Annotated in this window: 15 protein-coding genes; 5 read left to right on the forward strand and 10 right to left on the reverse strand. The window is 59.2% G+C overall.

The annotated features are described in order from the left end of the window. Positions 1–222 precede the first annotated feature (222 nt). Positions 223–693, reverse strand: a complete 471-nt coding sequence (locus KGB06_RS21305; RefSeq protein WP_223519259.1) for a hypothetical protein — start codon at positions 691–693, stop codon at positions 223–225. Positions 694–1,156: 463 nt separating this feature from the next. Between KGB06_RS21305 and KGB06_RS21310 the strand changes: the two genes are divergently transcribed. After that, a complete protein-coding gene (locus tag KGB06_RS21310) occupies positions 1,157–2,092 on the forward strand; it encodes a chemotaxis protein CheV (RefSeq protein ID WP_223519261.1) in 936 nt (311 codons plus the stop codon). Positions 2,093–2,184: 92 nt separating this feature from the next. Beyond that, on the forward strand, positions 2,185–2,991 hold the full coding sequence (locus KGB06_RS21315; protein WP_223519263.1) for an MOSC domain-containing protein: 807 nt from the start codon (positions 2,185–2,187) through the stop codon (positions 2,989–2,991). Positions 2,992–3,060: 69 nt separating this feature from the next. On the opposite strand, the gene KGB06_RS21320 is transcribed toward KGB06_RS21315, so the two are convergent. From KGB06_RS21320 to KGB06_RS21355, 8 genes are all read right to left on the reverse strand, one after another. Then, on the reverse strand, positions 3,061–3,345 hold the full coding sequence (locus tag KGB06_RS21320; RefSeq protein WP_007940055.1) for a pyrimidine/purine nucleoside phosphorylase: 285 nt from the start codon (positions 3,343–3,345) through the stop codon (positions 3,061–3,063). A gap of 68 nt (positions 3,346–3,413) precedes the next feature. After that, on the reverse strand, positions 3,414–3,956 hold the full coding sequence (locus KGB06_RS21325; RefSeq protein WP_223519264.1) for an exonuclease domain-containing protein: 543 nt from the start codon (positions 3,954–3,956) through the stop codon (positions 3,414–3,416). A gap of 71 nt (positions 3,957–4,027) precedes the next feature. After that, positions 4,028–5,989 carry an acetyl/propionyl/methylcrotonyl-CoA carboxylase subunit alpha gene (locus KGB06_RS21330; RefSeq protein ID WP_223519266.1) on the reverse strand — a complete coding sequence of 654 codons (1,962 nt, stop codon included), beginning with the start codon at positions 5,987–5,989 and terminating at the stop codon, positions 4,028–4,030. 109 nt (positions 5,990–6,098) lie between these two features. Beyond that, positions 6,099–6,896 carry an enoyl-CoA hydratase-related protein gene (locus KGB06_RS21335; RefSeq protein WP_223519268.1) on the reverse strand — a complete coding sequence of 266 codons (798 nt, stop codon included), beginning with the start codon at positions 6,894–6,896 and terminating at the stop codon, positions 6,099–6,101. Continuing rightward, a complete protein-coding gene (atuD, locus tag KGB06_RS21340) occupies positions 6,893–8,050 on the reverse strand; it encodes a citronellyl-CoA dehydrogenase (RefSeq protein ID WP_223519270.1) in 1,158 nt (385 codons plus the stop codon). Before atuD ends, KGB06_RS21335 begins: the two co-directional genes overlap by 4 nt. Positions 8,051–8,116: 66 nt before the next feature. After that, on the reverse strand, positions 8,117–9,733 hold the full coding sequence (gene atuC, locus KGB06_RS21345) for a geranyl-CoA carboxylase subunit beta (protein WP_223519272.1): 1,617 nt from the start codon (positions 9,731–9,733) through the stop codon (positions 8,117–8,119). A gap of 3 nt (positions 9,734–9,736) precedes the next feature. Further along, complete coding sequence (locus KGB06_RS21350; protein ID WP_223519273.1) at positions 9,737–10,621, reverse strand: SDR family oxidoreductase; 885 nt, start codon at positions 10,619–10,621, stop codon at positions 9,737–9,739. Between the two features lie 12 nt (positions 10,622–10,633). Further along, positions 10,634–12,424, reverse strand: coding sequence for an acyclic terpene utilization AtuA family protein (locus KGB06_RS21355; protein WP_223519275.1), 1,791 nt, complete (start codon positions 12,422–12,424; stop codon positions 10,634–10,636). A 190-nt stretch (positions 12,425–12,614) separates the two neighbouring features. Here KGB06_RS21355 and KGB06_RS21360 point away from each other — a divergent pair, with 190 nt between their 5' ends. The 3 genes from KGB06_RS21360 (at position 12,615) to KGB06_RS21370 (ending at position 15,242) form a co-directional block, all read left to right on the forward strand. Next, complete coding sequence (locus KGB06_RS21360; protein WP_223519277.1) at positions 12,615–13,241, forward strand: TetR/AcrR family transcriptional regulator; 627 nt, start codon at positions 12,615–12,617, stop codon at positions 13,239–13,241. Between the two features lie 92 nt (positions 13,242–13,333). Continuing rightward, positions 13,334–14,128, forward strand: coding sequence for a substrate-binding periplasmic protein (locus KGB06_RS21365; protein ID WP_223519279.1), 795 nt, complete (start codon positions 13,334–13,336; stop codon positions 14,126–14,128). Positions 14,129–14,228: 100 nt separating this feature from the next. Beyond that, positions 14,229–15,242 carry a GNAT family N-acetyltransferase gene (locus KGB06_RS21370; RefSeq protein ID WP_223519280.1) on the forward strand — a complete coding sequence of 338 codons (1,014 nt, stop codon included), beginning with the start codon at positions 14,229–14,231 and terminating at the stop codon, positions 15,240–15,242. Positions 15,243–15,402: 160 nt separating this feature from the next. On the opposite strand, the gene KGB06_RS21375 is transcribed toward KGB06_RS21370, so the two are convergent. Next, a complete protein-coding gene (locus tag KGB06_RS21375; protein ID WP_223519282.1) occupies positions 15,403–15,951 on the reverse strand; it encodes an RNA polymerase factor sigma-70 in 549 nt (182 codons plus the stop codon). Positions 15,952–16,241: the final 290 nt, after the last annotated feature.

Consider the following 16,241-nt stretch of genomic DNA (forward strand, 5'->3'; position numbering starts at 1 on the left):
ACCACTTAAGATACCGTTGGTCGCGTTTGGTATATAGGACCATGCAGTCAGGAAATAAAGCGGTTGGACGCTAGTCCATGATGGAAAAGCATTACGGAGGGAAATGATTAGCATCGAACTGTCGTTGACAGATATGAGGTGTTCAATTGCGACATGAACGCGCTCAGTTATAGAGCGCCGTCATGGCAATAAGACTTTGCACAGCGTAGTTGTCTAACTTATTTAAGCCTGCCGTTCCGAATAGGAAACGAGCGTAAACGGTTTGGAGTTAACCGGTAACTGAAATGGACTGAGTCCGACCTGGAACGCAAAGGCTTCGATCAAGGAAGTCTGCTCAGTGTCATCCAGGCTGAGTTGACCGGTGGTTTGATCGATGAGTTCAAGTTGCCAGGCCATCAGCGTGAAGCATTCTTTCAGCGCCCCCAGTGCTTGATCGTGCAGGTCGATTTGGTTGTGGGTGTGGTTCAGCAAACCATGAATATGCAGAGAAAACTCGGACATGGCTTCCAGCGCCAAGGCATCGGCCCGGCTCGCCAATTTGAGCAGACTGCTGAGCATGCAATCGATTGCGTCTTTGTCATTGCTGATCAATTGCAGGTGGCTCAGGCACTCCTCCGATTTGGCTAGAAGGGTTTCTGCCTCGACAAGAAACTCCGGTAAACGCTGAGCCCACTGCTTGGGTTTGTTCGGCATGCTTACCTCCACAACGTCATGTCAAATGAGGGGATATCACGTATGTCGACGAGGACGTTCAACGTCCCGACGCTGTCATGCCGGCGTGAGATCGCGCTCCAGCAGGACTGAGCCCAGGCTGGGGAGCTTGATAGGGTGGAAGACCACTTTCCTGCGATCGCACACAAAAACCTGACTCCGTTCATGCAATGAGAATGGCGTCACATTAATGGCTATTGGATATCGCGAATATCAGGTTGGGCCTGATTGTTACTAGGGGAATCCCTTACACAGGGGAACCTAACGTGCGAATCGTGGTCGCGCCGCAAGGAGTGAAGCAGATGAATCACGGATGCAGTAAAGCATGATGCTAATGTGACATCAATGCTCGGTCGTGGCATTTTGTCTCAGGGTCAAGATCTGGTCATAACAGCCGATAACTCCCTTTAGTGAATTCATCAGAACAAGCTCAGGAGTCATTAAAATGGCCGGCATTCTCGATACGGTAGACCAACGCACGCAACTGGTGGGTGAGAATCGCCTGGAAATTCTCATGTTTCGCCTGGCCGGCCGGCAATTGTTCGCGATCAACGTCTTTAAAGTGCAGGAAGTGCTGCAACTGCCCAAGCTGACGCTGATGCCCCAGCGCCATCCGTTCGTCTGTGGCGTGGTCAATCTGCGTGGCCAGACGTTGCCTGTGATTGACCTGTCCCAGGCCATCGGCATGCGCCCGCTGGTGCCGAGTCCGACCAGCACGATCATCGTCACTGAGTACAACCGTTCGGTGCAGGCGTTTCTGGTCGGGGGTGTGGACCGCATCGTCAACATGAACTGGGAAGCCATTCTGCCGCCACCGACCAGCGCCGGTCGCCAGCATTACCTCACGGCGATCAGCAAGGTCGATGACCAGTTGGTGGAAATCATCGACGTCGAGAAAGTCCTGGCCGAAATCGTGCCGTACAGTGCCAAGGTCTCCCGCGAAAAACTCGACGACCCCATACTGGAACGCGCCCGGGGCCGGGAAGTGCTGCTGGTCGACGACTCCAACGTAGCCTTGTCGCAACTGCGTGACACCCTGGGTCAACTGGGCGTGAAAATGCACATTGCCAGCGACGGCCTGAAGGCGCTGAACATGCTCAAGGCCTGGGCGGATACGGGCGTGTCCATGACCGACAAACTGCTGATGGTGTTCACCGACGCAGAAATGCCGGAAATGGACGGCTATCGACTGACCACCGAAATCCGTAATGACCCGCGTCTGCGTGGTCTTTACGTGGTGCTGCACACCTCGCTGTCGGGCAGCTTCAACGACTCGATGGTGAAGAAAGTCGGCTGCGACAACTTCCTCTCCAAATTCCAGCCGGACAAACTCGTCGACGTGGTGCGCCAGCGCCTGATGCTCGACGAAGTGCCAGCCTGATCACGGGGCGGCAGGCTGGCAGTCATGTCAGCCTTTGATTCGGTGATCAAGCTCGTATAGGGTGGCCTTTTTTGCCTACCAGGGAGCTGGCCATGCTGCGTCTGAGCGCGCTTTATCGTTATCCGTTGAAATCCGGCAAGGGCGAGACCTTGCAGCAAGTCGGGCTCGACAAGCTGGGGCTGGACGGTGATCGACGCTGGATGCTGGTGGACGAGGCCAGCGGGCGCTTTCTGACCCAGCGCGCGGAGGCGTCCATGAGCCAGCTGTCGGCGTTGTGGAATGCCAAGGGCGGCTTGACCCTGAGTGCCCCGGGCCGCTCGCCGATCAACATAGACTTGCCCTCAAGCAACGCTGAACTCCGTGGCGTGACCATCTGGCGTGACACTTTGCGCGTGCCGGATGCCGGTGACGAGGCGGCTGCCTGGGTCAGTGAGTTCATTGGCAAGCCGACGCGCCTGGTGCAAGTTCCCCTTGATCGTGCGCGCATGACGGAGGCGGGTTACGGCAAGGACGACGATCAGGTGGCATTTGCCGATGGCTATCCGTTGTTGCTGATCGGCCAGGCATCCCTGGAGGACTTGTCGCAAAAGGTCGGGCGTTCATTGGACATGCTGCGCTTTCGACCGAACCTGGTGATTGAGGGCAGCGAAGCCTATGCCGAGGATGGCTGGAAGCGTATCCGCATTGGTGATGTCGAGTTCCGGGTGGTCAAGTCCTGCTCACGTTGCATTCTGACCACCATCGATCCGCAAACCGGTGAGCGCAGCGATGACCGGGAACCGCTGGCCACGTTGCAGAAGTACCGTGCCGAGGCCGACGGCGCGATGTTCGGCCAGAATCTGGTCAACGACAGCAACGGTCGTCTCGAAGTCGGGATGGCGGTGACGATCCTCGAATGAAGGCCTCTGAATGAAAAATGCCCGTGTCCAAAGACGCGGGCATTTTTTTGTCGCGGTGAACCCAGGGTTTTAGCCGCGGTATTCACACAGGTAAGCGGTGTCGACGGCCACTTTCAGCTGAAACTTGCTGTTGGCAGGCACGTTGAACTGGCTACCGGCCGCGAAGGTTTCCCAGTCGCTGCTGTCAGGCAGTTTGACGGTCAGGGCGCCGCTGACCACGTGCATGATTTCACGCTGGCTGGTACCGAATTCGTATTCGCCCGGAGCCATGACGCCGATGGTCGCAGGACCTTCAGCGGTGCCAAAGGCGATCGACTTGACGGTGCCGTCGAAGTACTCGTTGACTTTAAACATGGGCGATTCCTCGAAAAGGGCTAAAAAGGCCGGCCAGTATGCACAAGGCCTTGTGCGCCGTCACCTCTCTAGACGGGGAGAGTCAGTGGCAACAAGCGCGCGGTATTGCGCGCATCTTCCAGCGCCCGGTGTTGCTGACCGGTGAACTGCATGCCCGCCAGTTGCAAGGCGCCATTGAGCCCCAGCGGACGTTCCAGTCGTCTGGCCTTGGCAAAGCGCTGCTTGAGGTTCATGTGCGGCACCCGGCTCAGGGCACTGTCGAGTTGCAGGCGCTCCCATTCCTGAACCAACTGTTTGCGGTCGTAGTCCCCCCAACTCGCCCAACCTTCCAGTCGTGAATGATGGTGGCCCAGCCAACGCTCGAATGACGGCCAAACCTCGGTCAGGGGTTGCGCAGCATCGATATTGCCTTGGGTGATGTGAGTCAGCTCCCGGCAAAACGGTGTCAGCAAAGGCCGACGCAACGGCCGCACGAAACGCTGGAAATAGTCCAGTTCGCGACCTTTGCGGTCCACCAGGGTGGCACCGATTTCGATGATTTCCATTTCCGTTACTGGCCAGCCACCCTCATCGGTGGTGGCTTCCAGATCTATCACCAGCCAGTGATGCATTGCAGGGTTCCTGGTATCCGCGTCCTGATAGGGCTTGAGCGTAGCCAAACCCGACGGATCCGCCTAGCGGCTTATTCGACCTCCAACAAAATCTGACGATTTTTAACCTGATCACCGACCCGCACCTGCAACCGTTTAAGCACCCCGTCGATGCCCGACTTGAGCGGGTGCTCCATTTTCATCGCTTCGAGCACCACCAACAGTTGGCCTTTGCTGACCGGGCTGCCCTCGGTGACCAGCACATCGACGATGGCTCCGTCCATTGGCGCCTTGAGTGTGCCGGTACTGACGCTGGCCTGACCGCTGACCAGCGCCTGGGTCCGGTCGATCAGTTGCAGGCTGCCGGGGCGGGCGAACAACCACAGCTGCCCGGACTCAAGGCGATAGGCATGACGCTGGCGGATGCCGTCGATGTCCAGTGTTGCCCAGCGCCCGTCGCAGCGGATGATCTTCAATTCAAGACTTTGCCCGGCGACCTGAATCCGAAATAACCCGTCCGGCGTAGCGTTCAGTTCCACCGGCCAATCCTGATCATTCAAACCGATGCGATAGTGCAAGGGCACGCTGGCATTGTTGCGCCACCCGGCCAGTGGTGCCGGGTGAGTCTGTGCCGACACTTGATAGAACAGCGCCGCAGCGATGGCCAGTTCGGCGGCACTTGGGACATGGGCCTGCAAGCAAGGATCGTCAGCGAAGCAGGTCGGGATGAACCCGGTGCTGAACTCGCCGCTGATGAACTGCGGATGTTGCAACAGACTGGCGAGCAAGCGCTGATTGCTCTGCACGCCCAGCAGTACGCTGTCCTGCACCGCCCGCAGCAACTTGCGCCGGGCTTCTTCACGGGTTGCACCGTGGGCAATGATCTTGCCCAGCATCGGGTCATAGAACGGGCTGATGTCCTGGCCTTCAATCAGGCCGTGATCGATCCGTACGCCGCTCAGTAATGTCGGTTCCCACGCCGTGACTCGACCGGTCTGGGGCAGAAAGTCGCGAGTCGGGTCTTCGGCATACAGGCGCACTTCCATGGCATGGCCGTTGAGCTGTACCTGCTCCTGTCGTAATGGCAGCGGTTGTCCTTCGGCGACGAGTAATTGCCAGGCCACCAGGTCCAGCCCGGTGATCAGTTCGGTCACCGGGTGTTCCACTTGCAGCCGGGTGTTCATCTCCAGAAAGTAGAACTGTCCGCGCGCGTCCAGCAGAAACTCCACCGTGCCCGCGCCGACGTAATTCACTGCCCGACCCGCCTTGAGCGCGGCCTCGCCCATGGCCTGACGCAGCTCGCGGGTCATCACCGGGCAGGGCGCTTCTTCGATGACCTTTTGATGGCGCCGCTGGATCGAACAGTCGCGTTCGCCGAGGTAGATCAGGTTGCCGTGCTGATCGCCAAACAGCTGAATTTCGACATGGCGAGGGTCGATCAAAGCTTGTTCGAGGATCAGTTCATCGCTACCAAAACCATGCTGCGCTTCGGAACGTGCGGTGCGCAGTTGTTCACACAACCCGCTGGCGTCCCGCACCAGGCGCATGCCACGTCCGCCCCCGCCAGCGCTGGCCTTGATCATCAATGGATAACCGATACGTTCGGCTTCGCGGCTCAGGGTTGTGTCGTCCTGTTCCGCGCCTTGATAGCCTTTAACACAGGGCACGCCAGCGTCGATCATGGCGATTTTCGACAGACGCTTGCTGCCCATCAGCTCAATGGCTTCGGGGCTGGGGCCGATGAAGGTAATGCCAGCGTCACGGCAGGCAAGGGCGAAGCGGGCGTTTTCCGAGAGGAAGCCGTAGCCGGGGTGGATCGCATCAGCACCAGTGCGTCGGGCGGCTTCGATGATCGCCGGGATGTTCAGATAAGACTGCTGCACCGGGGCCGGGCCGATGTTGACGGCTTCGTCGGCCATTTGCACGTGAAGGGCGTCGGCGTCGGCATCGCTGAAAATGGCGACGGTGCGATAACCCAGCGCCTGGGCGGTGCGCTGGATGCGGCAGGCGATTTCACCGCGGTTGGCGATCAGGATTTTTCTGAGTCCGGGCATGGGTTCTTCCCTTGAGATTTGCGGTGAATGTGATGGCCTCATCGCGAGCAGGCTCGCTCCCACATTTGGAATGCAATCCCTTGTGGGAGCGAGCCTGCTCGCGAAGCTTTTAAAGAGCCCACCCCGGTTTACGCTTTTGCACAAAAGCCATAGTCCCTTCGACTCCTTCAGCCCCAGTCACCGCTTCGCTAAACCACTGCGCCGCGTCATCCAGCAACGCATCCGACGGTTGTCCGGCACTCGCCAGCAGGAGTTTTTTGGTCGTCGCATTAGCACCCGGTGCGCAACACAGCACATGGGCGAGGATTTCATCGAGGCGCTCGGCCAGCGCTTGCGCGTCATGCTCGACAAAATGCACCAGGCCCATCCGCCGCGCCTGTGTACCGTCAAAACGCGCGGCGGTCAGCGCCAGGCGCCGGGCTTGGGTCAGGCCAATGCGCTGGACCACAAACGGCGCTATTTGCGCGGGCAGCAATCCGAGGCTGGTTTCCGGCAACCCGAACTGTGCCAAGTGATCGGCCAAGGCGACGTCGCTGACGCAGGCCAATCCCAGACCGCCGCCCAACACTGCGCCTTGCAGCACCGTGATCACGACTTGGGGCGCGTGTTGCACCTCTTGCAGCAGCGCGCCGAATGCCCGGTTCAACTCGCGATAGGCGCTGGGGCCTTGAGCGCGTGCGCTGGCCATGTCCTTGATGTCGCCGCCGGCACAGAAATGCCCGCCAGCACCGCCGATCACCAATGCCCGAACCGCTCGATCATCGCGCACCGCCGCGAATACCGCACGCAGTTCGGCGACCATTTGCAGGCTCATGGCATTGCGACTTTCCGGGCGATTGAGGGTGATGTGCAACACGCCGTTATGCGACTCCAGCAGCAACGTCTGGCAATCAGGCAGGGTGCTCATTTCTTTTTCCCCGGCAGGATGCCCATGAGTTTGCAGATGATCCCCAGCATGATTTCGTCGGCGCCGCCGCCAATCGACACCAGCCGCACGTCGCGATATGCACGGGCGACCGGGTTGTCCCACATGAAACCCATGCCACCCCAATATTGCAGGCAGCTGTCGCTGACTTCACGGCCCAGACGCCCGGCCTTGAGTTTGGCCATGGAGGCCAGGCGGGTGACGTCCTGGCCTTTGATGTATTGCTCGGTGGCCTGATAGACCAGCGCCCGCAGGCATTCGATTTCGGTTTGTAGCTCTGCCAGGCGGAAGTGAATGACCTGGTTGTCGATCAGCGCATTGCCGAAGGTCTTGCGTTCCTTGCAGTACTCAATGGTGCTGTCGACGCAGTACTCCAGGCCCTTGATCATGTTCGCCGCGCCGAACAGGCGTTCCTCCTGGAATTGCAGCATTTGCATCATGAACCCGGCGCCTTCATGGCCAATGCGGTTGCGCTGCGGCACGCGCACATTGTCGAAAAACACCTGGGCGGTTTCCGAGCTGCGCATGCCGAGCTTGTCCAGGTGCGAACTGAGGCTGATGCCTGGCGTGTTCATCGGCACCATGATCAGTGACTTGTTGATGTGCGGTTTGTCGTCCGACGTGTTGGCCAGCAGGCAGATGAAATCGGCGCTGGGCGAGTTGGTGATCCACATCTTGCTGCCGTTGATCACATAGTCGTCGCCGTCCTTGCGGGCGATGGTTTTCAGCCCGGCGACATCGGAGCCGGCACCGACTTCAGAGACGCCAATGCAGCCGACCTGTTCACCGGTAATGGCCGGGCGCAGAAACTCATCGCGCAACTCATCGGAGCCGAACCGCGCCAGCGCCGGGGTGCACATGTCGGTCTGCACGCCGATGGACATCGGAATGCCGCCGCAATGGATGGTGCCGAACTCTTCGGCCGCGACGATCGAATAGCTGTAGTCGAGCCCCATGCCGCCGAATTTTTCCGGTTTGGAGATTCCTAATAAACCGAGATCACCGGCCTTGCGGAAGATGTCATGGATCGGAAAACGTCCGGCCTTTTCCCACTCCTCGACGTGAGGGTTGATCTCGTGATCGACGAATTGGCGGATGGTGCGACGCAGTGCTTCGTGTTCCTGGGTGAAGATCATTTTTATTGTTCTCCTTGATCGTTCCCACGCTCTGCGTGGGAATGCAGTCTTAGACGCTCTGCGTCGTCAAAATCTAGCGACGCCAAAACTGTTGGTTTGCAGCGGCCGCACGTCGGCCTCGTGGCATATATCCAGCAAGTAGCCGAGCAATGTCCGGGTGTCCCGCGGATCGATCAGCCCGTCGTCCCACAAATTGGCACTGCCATAGAGGGCGGTGGACTGACTGTCGAGTTTCTGCGCGGTGACCTGTTCGAGCATGTCGAGCATTTTCGGGTCCGGCACCAGACCGTCCTTGAGCTGTTTGGCTTCGGTGACGATTCGCAGCACCTTGCCGGCCTGAGCGCCGCCCATCACAGCGGTGCGACTGTTGGGCCAGGCGAAGATGAAACGCGGGTCTAGGCCGCGGCCGCACATGGCGTAGTTGCCGGCGCCATAGGAACCGCCGACGACAATCGTCAGTTTCGGCACCCGCGCGTTCGCCACCGCTTGAATCATCTTCGCGCCGTGCTTGATCACGCCTTGTTGTTCCGACTCGGTGCCGACCATGAACCCGGTGGTGTTGTGGAAAAACAGCAGCGGCGTCTGGCTCTGGTCGCAGAGCTGGATGAACTGCGCGGCCTTGCTGGCGCCCTTGGGCGTGATCGGGCCGTTGTTGCCGATGAAGCCGCAGGCACGTCCCTGAATTTTCAGTTGGCCGCAAACGGTCTGCTGATCGAACTCGCCTTTGAATTCGAGGAAGTTCGAACCGTCGGCGATACGGGCAATGATGTCGCGTACGTCATAGGGTTTTTTCGGGTCATCGGGGATCAGGCCCAGCAGCTCGTCAATGGGGTAGAGCGGTTCTTCCCAGCGATGTTCCGGGCGCCAGGGCAACTGATCGTTCCACGGCAGCAGGCTGACGATTTCGCGCACCTTGCGTACGCCGTCGGCATCGTTCTCGGCCAGGTACTCGGCGGTGCCGGCAGTTTGTGCGTGCATCTCGGCGCCGCCGAGTTCTTCGTCGGTCGCGACTTCACCGGTCGCCGCTTTCAGCAGTGGCGGGCCGGCGAGAAACAGCTTGGCCTTGCCGCGCACGACCACCACGTAATCCGATAAACCTGGCTGATAAGCGCCGCCCGCAGTGGCCGAGCCATGCACCACGGTAATCTGCGGCAGGCCCATGGCCGACATCCGCGCCTGATTGGCAAAACTGCGCGCGCCTTCGACGAAGATGTCCGCGGCGTAATTCAAGTTGGCGCCGCCGCTTTCGGCGAGGGTGATCACCGGCAGTTTGTTTTCCATGGCGATCTGTTGCAGGCGCAGGGACTTTTTCAACCCGCTGGGGGAAATGGTGCCGCCCTTGATCGCGCTGTTGTTCGCCACCACCAGCACCCGTACACCGGACACGTAACCGATCCCGGCGATCAAACCACCACCGGCCGCGCTGCCGTCCTTATCGTCGTGCAGCTTGTAGCCGGCCAGACTCGCCAGTTCGAGGAACGGCGCGCCGGGGTCAAGCAGCAGGTTGAGGCGCTCGCGCGGCAGCAGTTGCCCGCGCTTGTCGAATTTTGGCTTGGCTTCGGCCGCCTTGTTCAACAGGTTTTGTTCGAGCTGGCGAACGTGTTCGATCACGGCCAGCATCGCTGCGCGGTTCTGGGCGAACTGCGCGCTGAACGGGTCCACTTGCGACTGAATCACCGGCATGGCTTATTCCTTGTCCTGAAGCACGTCTGGCCCGAGCACTTCTGGTAAGTACGCGCGGTGAAAACCGTTATACGATTCGCTGTTCTGCGCCTTGTGGATCGGCCAGGCGCGTCCGCCAAGGCTGGCGGCGCCGTCGATGCGCAAGGTACTGCCGCTGACAAACGCCGCTGCCGGGCTGAGCAGGAACACAATCGCCGCACTGATTTCCGATTCGGTACCGATGCGTTTGAGCGGTACGTGTTCGCGCAAGGTTGGAATCACCGCTTTGAAGGCGCCTTCATAAGTGTCCATGCCACTGGACGCGACCCAACCTGGCGCCACCGCATTGACCCGCACTCCGGCGTAACCCCATTCAAAGGCAGCGGTCTTGGTCAGGTTATCCATGCCCGAGCGCGCCGCGCCCGAATGCCCCATGCCGGGCATGCCACCCCACATGTCCGCGAGCATGTTGACGATGGCGCCGCCATGCTTGCTCATGGATTGGTTGAACACTTCCCGGGCCATCAGGAAACCGCCCACCAGATTGGTGCGCACCACGGTTTCGAAACCTTTCTGATTGATAGAGGCCAGCGGCGCAGGAAATTGCCCGCCGGCGTTGTTGACCAGCCCGTGTATCGGCCCGTGTTTGCGAATCAGCTCGCTGATCAGGTGCTTGACCGCTTCTTCCTCGCGAATATCGCAGACCGCCCAATCAGCTTTGCCACCGTCTTCGGCAATCTCGACAGCGACGCTTTTCAACTTGTCGGCCTTGCGCCCAACCAACAGCACATGCGCGCCGAGCGCCGCCAGTTCATGGGCGGTGCATCGGCCGATGCCGCTGCCGCCACCGGTGACAATGATGGTTTGGCCCGCAAACAAATCGGTTTTGAAAATCGAATCGTAAGCCATGGCGACAGTCCTCTAGTTGACTTGGTCGGCGATGCGCTGAGGCACCGGAATCTGGATCTCCAGCAGCTGCTGGGCGAAGGCTTTGCCTTGCGGGTCGATCCGCAGGCTGGCCACGCCACCGCCGCCGAGGGCGTTTTCCAGTAGAAAATTAAGGCTGTGGGTGCCGGGCAGATACCAGCGTCCGACACGTCCGTGAACGGGATCGAGGACGTGACTCATCCAGTCGACAATGACCTCCGGCGTCAGCGCTTCGGCGATCCACGGCAGGTATTCGGGTTCGCGAGCCATGACCCCGATGTTGCTGTGATTGCCCTTGTCGCCAGAGCGGGCGACCGCGAGTTTGATCAGCGCCACGCTGGCGTCGGCGCGGTCTGTGGGCTGCGATGGGTCGAACGGGACAGGCAAGTCATCCGGGTCGAGCACATCGACGGCGGGCAGGGCGCAAGCGTGACGCTGGCCGTTGAAATTAATGTCCAGCGTGCAGGCGGTTTTGTCGATAAGGAAGGAGAACAGCCGGATCAGCGGATACACCGTTGGCCGCCCGCCGACGATCCCGGTCAGCCCTGGCGCCATGCCCGTTGCGGCCTGGGCGATTTCCCGGGAGAACACGATCAAAGCTTGTTTGCTCGGGTGGCGCACGGCAAGTTTGATCACCACTTCGCGGCTGTCCTGACGCTGGCCATGGGGGCCATACGTGGCCTCGCTGCCCAGCAGTTCAATGTTCACTTCGCTGTACGGCGCCCAGCCGCGCTGGCTGAAGATCTCCGAGGTCTTGTTGATGATCGCTTCGCTGACCCGCCGCGCCTTGTCGACAGCATCGATGCCCGCGATCAGGCAACTGGCGGTGCAGCGAAAACCGTCCAGATACGTCGCGCTGACCTTGTACTGATCGGTCGGCGGCAGGCCTTTGGCGCCGTGCACCTGAACTGCGTTTTTGCCCTGTTGCTGAAGTTTGACCTGAGTGAAATCGCAGACCACATCGGGCAGCAAGTAAGCTCGCGGATCGCCGATTTCATACAGCATTTGCTCGCCGACGGTCAGTGGCGTGACCAGGCCGCCGGAGCCTTCAGGTTTACTGACGATGAACTGGCTGTCGGCGCTGACCTCAACGATGGGGAAACCGATGTGTTCGTAATCGGGCACCTCGCGCCAGTCGGTGAAATTGCCGCCGGTGCATTGAGCGCCGCATTCGATGATATGGCCGGCGAGCGCGGCCTGTGCAAGTTTGTCGTAGTCGTGCCAGGACCAGCCGAATTCGTGCACCAGCGCAGCGCTGACCACGGCGCTGTCGACCACGCGCCCGGTGATGATGATGTCCGCGCCCAGGCGCAACGCTTCGACGATGCCTGGCGCACCTAGGTAGGCGTTGGTCGAGACGCACATAGGCGGTAAGGGTGCGCCGCTGAACATTTCATGGAGGCCAAGGCTGCTCAGCTGTTTGAACTGCGGTTGCAGGTCATCACCCAGCAACACTGCGATTTTCAGCGCCACCCCGGCCTTGTCGCAGGCCGATTGCAGCGCGGCGGCGCAGGCCAAAGGGTTGACGCCTCCGGCGTTGCTGATGACGCGGATCTTCTGTTCAGCGAGTTGCCCCAACAACGGGCTGAGGACCTCAATGAAGTCGCCCGCATAGCCGGCCTGTGGGTCTTTCATCCTCGCGCCGGCCATGATCGACATGGTGATTTCGGCCAGATAGTCGAAGACCAGATAATCCAGACGCCCACCTCCCACCAGTTGCGCAGCGGCAGTCGAGGTGTCGCCCCAAAAGGCGCTGGCGCAGCCGATGCGAATCGTTTTAGGCACAGTCAACTCCATAGCCACCTCCCACTGAAGTGAATCGAGACTACCAAGCAAGCGCTTGGTTTGTAAATGCCTGAGATATCTTCTGCCCGAGCGCTTGCTAGGTTGTCGTCGCCAGCTTAAATTGCCCGCGCAACCCCGCAGTTTTAGCGGCAAGCGGTGTATTTGATTGATCGACTGTAGGAGAGAACGGGTGGACGAGCAAAAAGCCCTGAGGGTCATGCGTGAATTGGTCGACAACGGCCAATTGACCGACCCGGACAGCGCCCGCGGCAAACTGCTGCAAGTGGCGGCTCACCTGTTCCGCAATAAAGGTTATGAACGCACCACCGTACGCGATTTGGCGGGTGCGGTAGGCATTCAGTCAGGCAGCATTTTTCATCACTTCAAAAGCAAGGACGAAATCTTGCGCGCCGTGATGGAAGAGACCATCCGCTACAACATGGCATTGATGCGTGCAGCCCTCGATGAGGCCAACACTGTGCGCGAACGTGTGCTGGCGCTGATTCGCTGCGAATTGCAGTCGATCATGGGGGGGCGCGGCGAAGCCATGGCGGTGCTGGTCTATGAATGGCGCTCGTTGTCCGAAGACGGGCAGGCGCAGGTGTTGGCATTGCGTGACATTTATGAAGACATTTGGCTGCAGGTGTTGGGTGAAGCCAAGGAGGCGGGTTTTATTCGCGGCGATGTGTTCATCACGCGTCGCTTCCTGACGGGCGCGTTGTCCTGGACCACCACCTGGTTTCGCGCAGGCGGCAGCATGAGCCTCGATCAATTGGCCGATGAAGCCTTGATTCTCGTACTGGAAGAAAAGCAATAAGGTTGTGCCCGCCTAAGGGAACTGGCTAAGTGGCCGAAACCGCCTAGCTTGAATGCATTGATGCGTATTATTTCAGGGAGTGCGTTGTTTTGATGTCTTCGCCAATCCGGACTGCTTCACGGTTACTGCTGGCATCGCTTACGACGCTATGGGTATTGCCGTCCCACGCTGCGCAAACGGTTCGGGTGGGCGCCGCCCATTTTCCGCCCTATGCCATCCGCCCGGAATCCGGTGTCGCCACGGGGCTGCTGCCGCAATTGGTCGAGGCTTTGAATCGCCTGCAAAGCGATTATCAGTTTGTCCTGGTGCCCACTTCCATTCCCCGGCGCTTCGGTGATTTGAAGCAGGGCCGGGTCGACATGGCGATTTTCGAGAACCCGAACTGGGGCTGGCAAGATATCCCGCATACCACTGTCGACATGGGCCTGGAAGACGCCGAGATCTTTGTCGCGCAACGCCTGCCGGACCGCCAGCAAAACTACTTTGTCGAGCTTGGCGGCAAGCGGCTGGCCCTGTTCAGCGGCTATCACTACGAATTCGCCAACTTCAATGCCGACTCGAAATTCCTCGCGCAAAACTACAACGCTACACTGACCTATTCCCACGACAGCAACTTGCTGATGGTGCTGCGCGGTCGAGCGGACATTGCCTTGGTAACACGCTCGTATTTTAGTGATTACTTGCTGCACAACGACAAAGTCGCCGATCAGCTGCTGGTGTCCCAGCGTATCGATCAGGTCTATCACCACTACGCAATCCTTCGTCCCGCTGCGCCCATCGGTGGTGTGGCGTTCGGCAAGTTGCTGCAAGAGTTGCGGGATAACGGACAGCTGCTGAAGATTTTCGATCCGTACAAAATTGCCGTGGTGCCGGTGCCCGGTAGCTGAAATCGCACCACAAGTCGCGTATTGAGCGACTTTCCTTAAATTTCCTGCCCCTGCACACGTCACTTCGTTGAACTGTCGACGATTATCGTGAGCCCGACCCATGCCCGATTTGAATGTTCTGACTGACCTGGCCTTGCCATCCGAAGGGATGCTTGTCGCGGATGAAACCGAAAGTCGCCTGCACTTGCATCTGGAAGGGCAGCCATTGATCCAGCTGCGCCTGACCCGTGAGCCCGAGTTGCAGGTGCAAGTAGAAGAATACTTTGGCCATCCCGTCGAACAGGCCATCCGGATGGCCTGTTATTGGCTGTTTGCCCGTGATCCAGCCTGCCAGCGCCTGACCTGGCAACTCGATGAAATTCCCACACAGGCCCTGCTCAGCGGCTTGCTGATTCCCGGCGAAGTCGTCGGCCAGTATGACTGCTTACGCACACTGTTCTGGCAATTGCCTCAGCCATGGCTGGGCGAGTTGCTTCCTTCCATTTATCCACAACACAAGGTCATCAGCGGTGGCAAACGCCATCCGTTGCGCCCGCTCAAACCGTGCGGTGAAGTCTATCGACGTTTTGATGCGCGTCTCGGTGCCTGGATTTCCCTGCGCACGGTGGACATTGAACAGGACCTGGAGCGTTTCAATCGCTGGCAGAACAACCCGCGCGTAGCGAGTTTCTGGCAGGAGGAGGGCAGTCTCGAACAGCATCGCGACTACCTGAACAAACTGGCGGCGGGCCCGCACACGGTGACCCTGATCGGCTGTTTCGATGATCAGCCGTTTGCCTATTTTGAAGCGTATTGGGCCAAGGAAGATCGCATCGCACCGTTCTATGACGCCGGCGATTATGACCGTGGCATTCACATGCTGGTGGGTGAAGAAAACCACCGTGGTCCACACAAAGTGGCGAGCTGGTTATCGGCGCTGGTGCATTACCTGTTTCTCGACGATCCGCGCACGCAACGGGTGGTGGCCGAACCTCGCGCCGACAACGCCAGGATGATCGGGCACATGCAGGGCCAGGGCTTTTACTGCGAGAAAGAGTTCGACTTCCCGCATAAACGCGCGGCGTTGATGGTGTTGGGGCGGGAGCGGTTTTTTGATCGGTGCCGGTTGGCTTGATGTTTAAGGCTCAAGACCTGTACCGGTCTTGAGTCAGCCATCGCCGGCAAGCCGGTCTCGCTCCCACAGTGGATCTGCTGTGAGCACACTATTTGTGAACACTGGAGATCCAATGTAGGAGTGAGCCTGCTCGCGATGGGGGCACCACAGAATCCAGATCTTAACGACGAGCAAAAGTATCCGCACGACTCCCCGATACCTTGCGGCAGTGCACCAGCGCATCGCGAATCATGAAATTCACCAGGGTCGGCGAAACACCGAGTTCCTTGGCAATGTCCTTTTGCGGCACCCCGTGCAGGCGATACATCTCGAAGGCGTAGCGGGTACGGCTCGGCAGCTCTGTCAGCGCATCGGCAATATGCTCAAGAGTCGAGAAATTGATGTGCGAGGTTTCGGGAGAGGCACCTTGAATCACCACGTTCAAGCCTTCCTCTTCAGGGCCGGAATACTTTTGCTCCAGCGCCTGCTTGCGGTAGTGGTCGATTGCCAGGTTGCGCACGATTTGGAACAGATAGCTGAGCTGTGCCTTGAACGAGGACGTGATCGGCGGTGCGGATTGCAACCGGAAAAACGCATCCTGTACCACGTCTTCAGCACGTGACCTGCACCCGGTGATGCGGGCTGCAATCTTGACCAGAATCAGTCGATTGTCGACGAACGCTTGAAGTAGCGGTGAATCGCACCTGCTTGTGGATACTGGTTCCATCATGGAAATCACCCTGCTGCAATAAGGTTGGCGGGACGACTCGCAACCTGAGTCGCCCTGCGCGTCGAGCGACAAATTATTCCGAATGATAATTATTGTCAATTGAGAAACAGAACCAATACGCCTCCGTGGTGCAAAGTGCGAACTACCGCACGTCGATGCCCTTGCATGCAGCACCCATCCCCGCTGGCTATCGGGCCTGCCGACTAATTATTTCAAGATGTCATCCGTTCTCATTGGTGAAAGGCGCAGGCTAAATCCCGGCCACACCCGCATTCCCATTGCCTTGCGCG

It is taken from the genome of Pseudomonas sp. GL-B-19, from assembly GCF_019956415.1.
Classification (GTDB): Bacteria; Pseudomonadota; Gammaproteobacteria; order Pseudomonadales; family Pseudomonadaceae; genus Aquipseudomonas.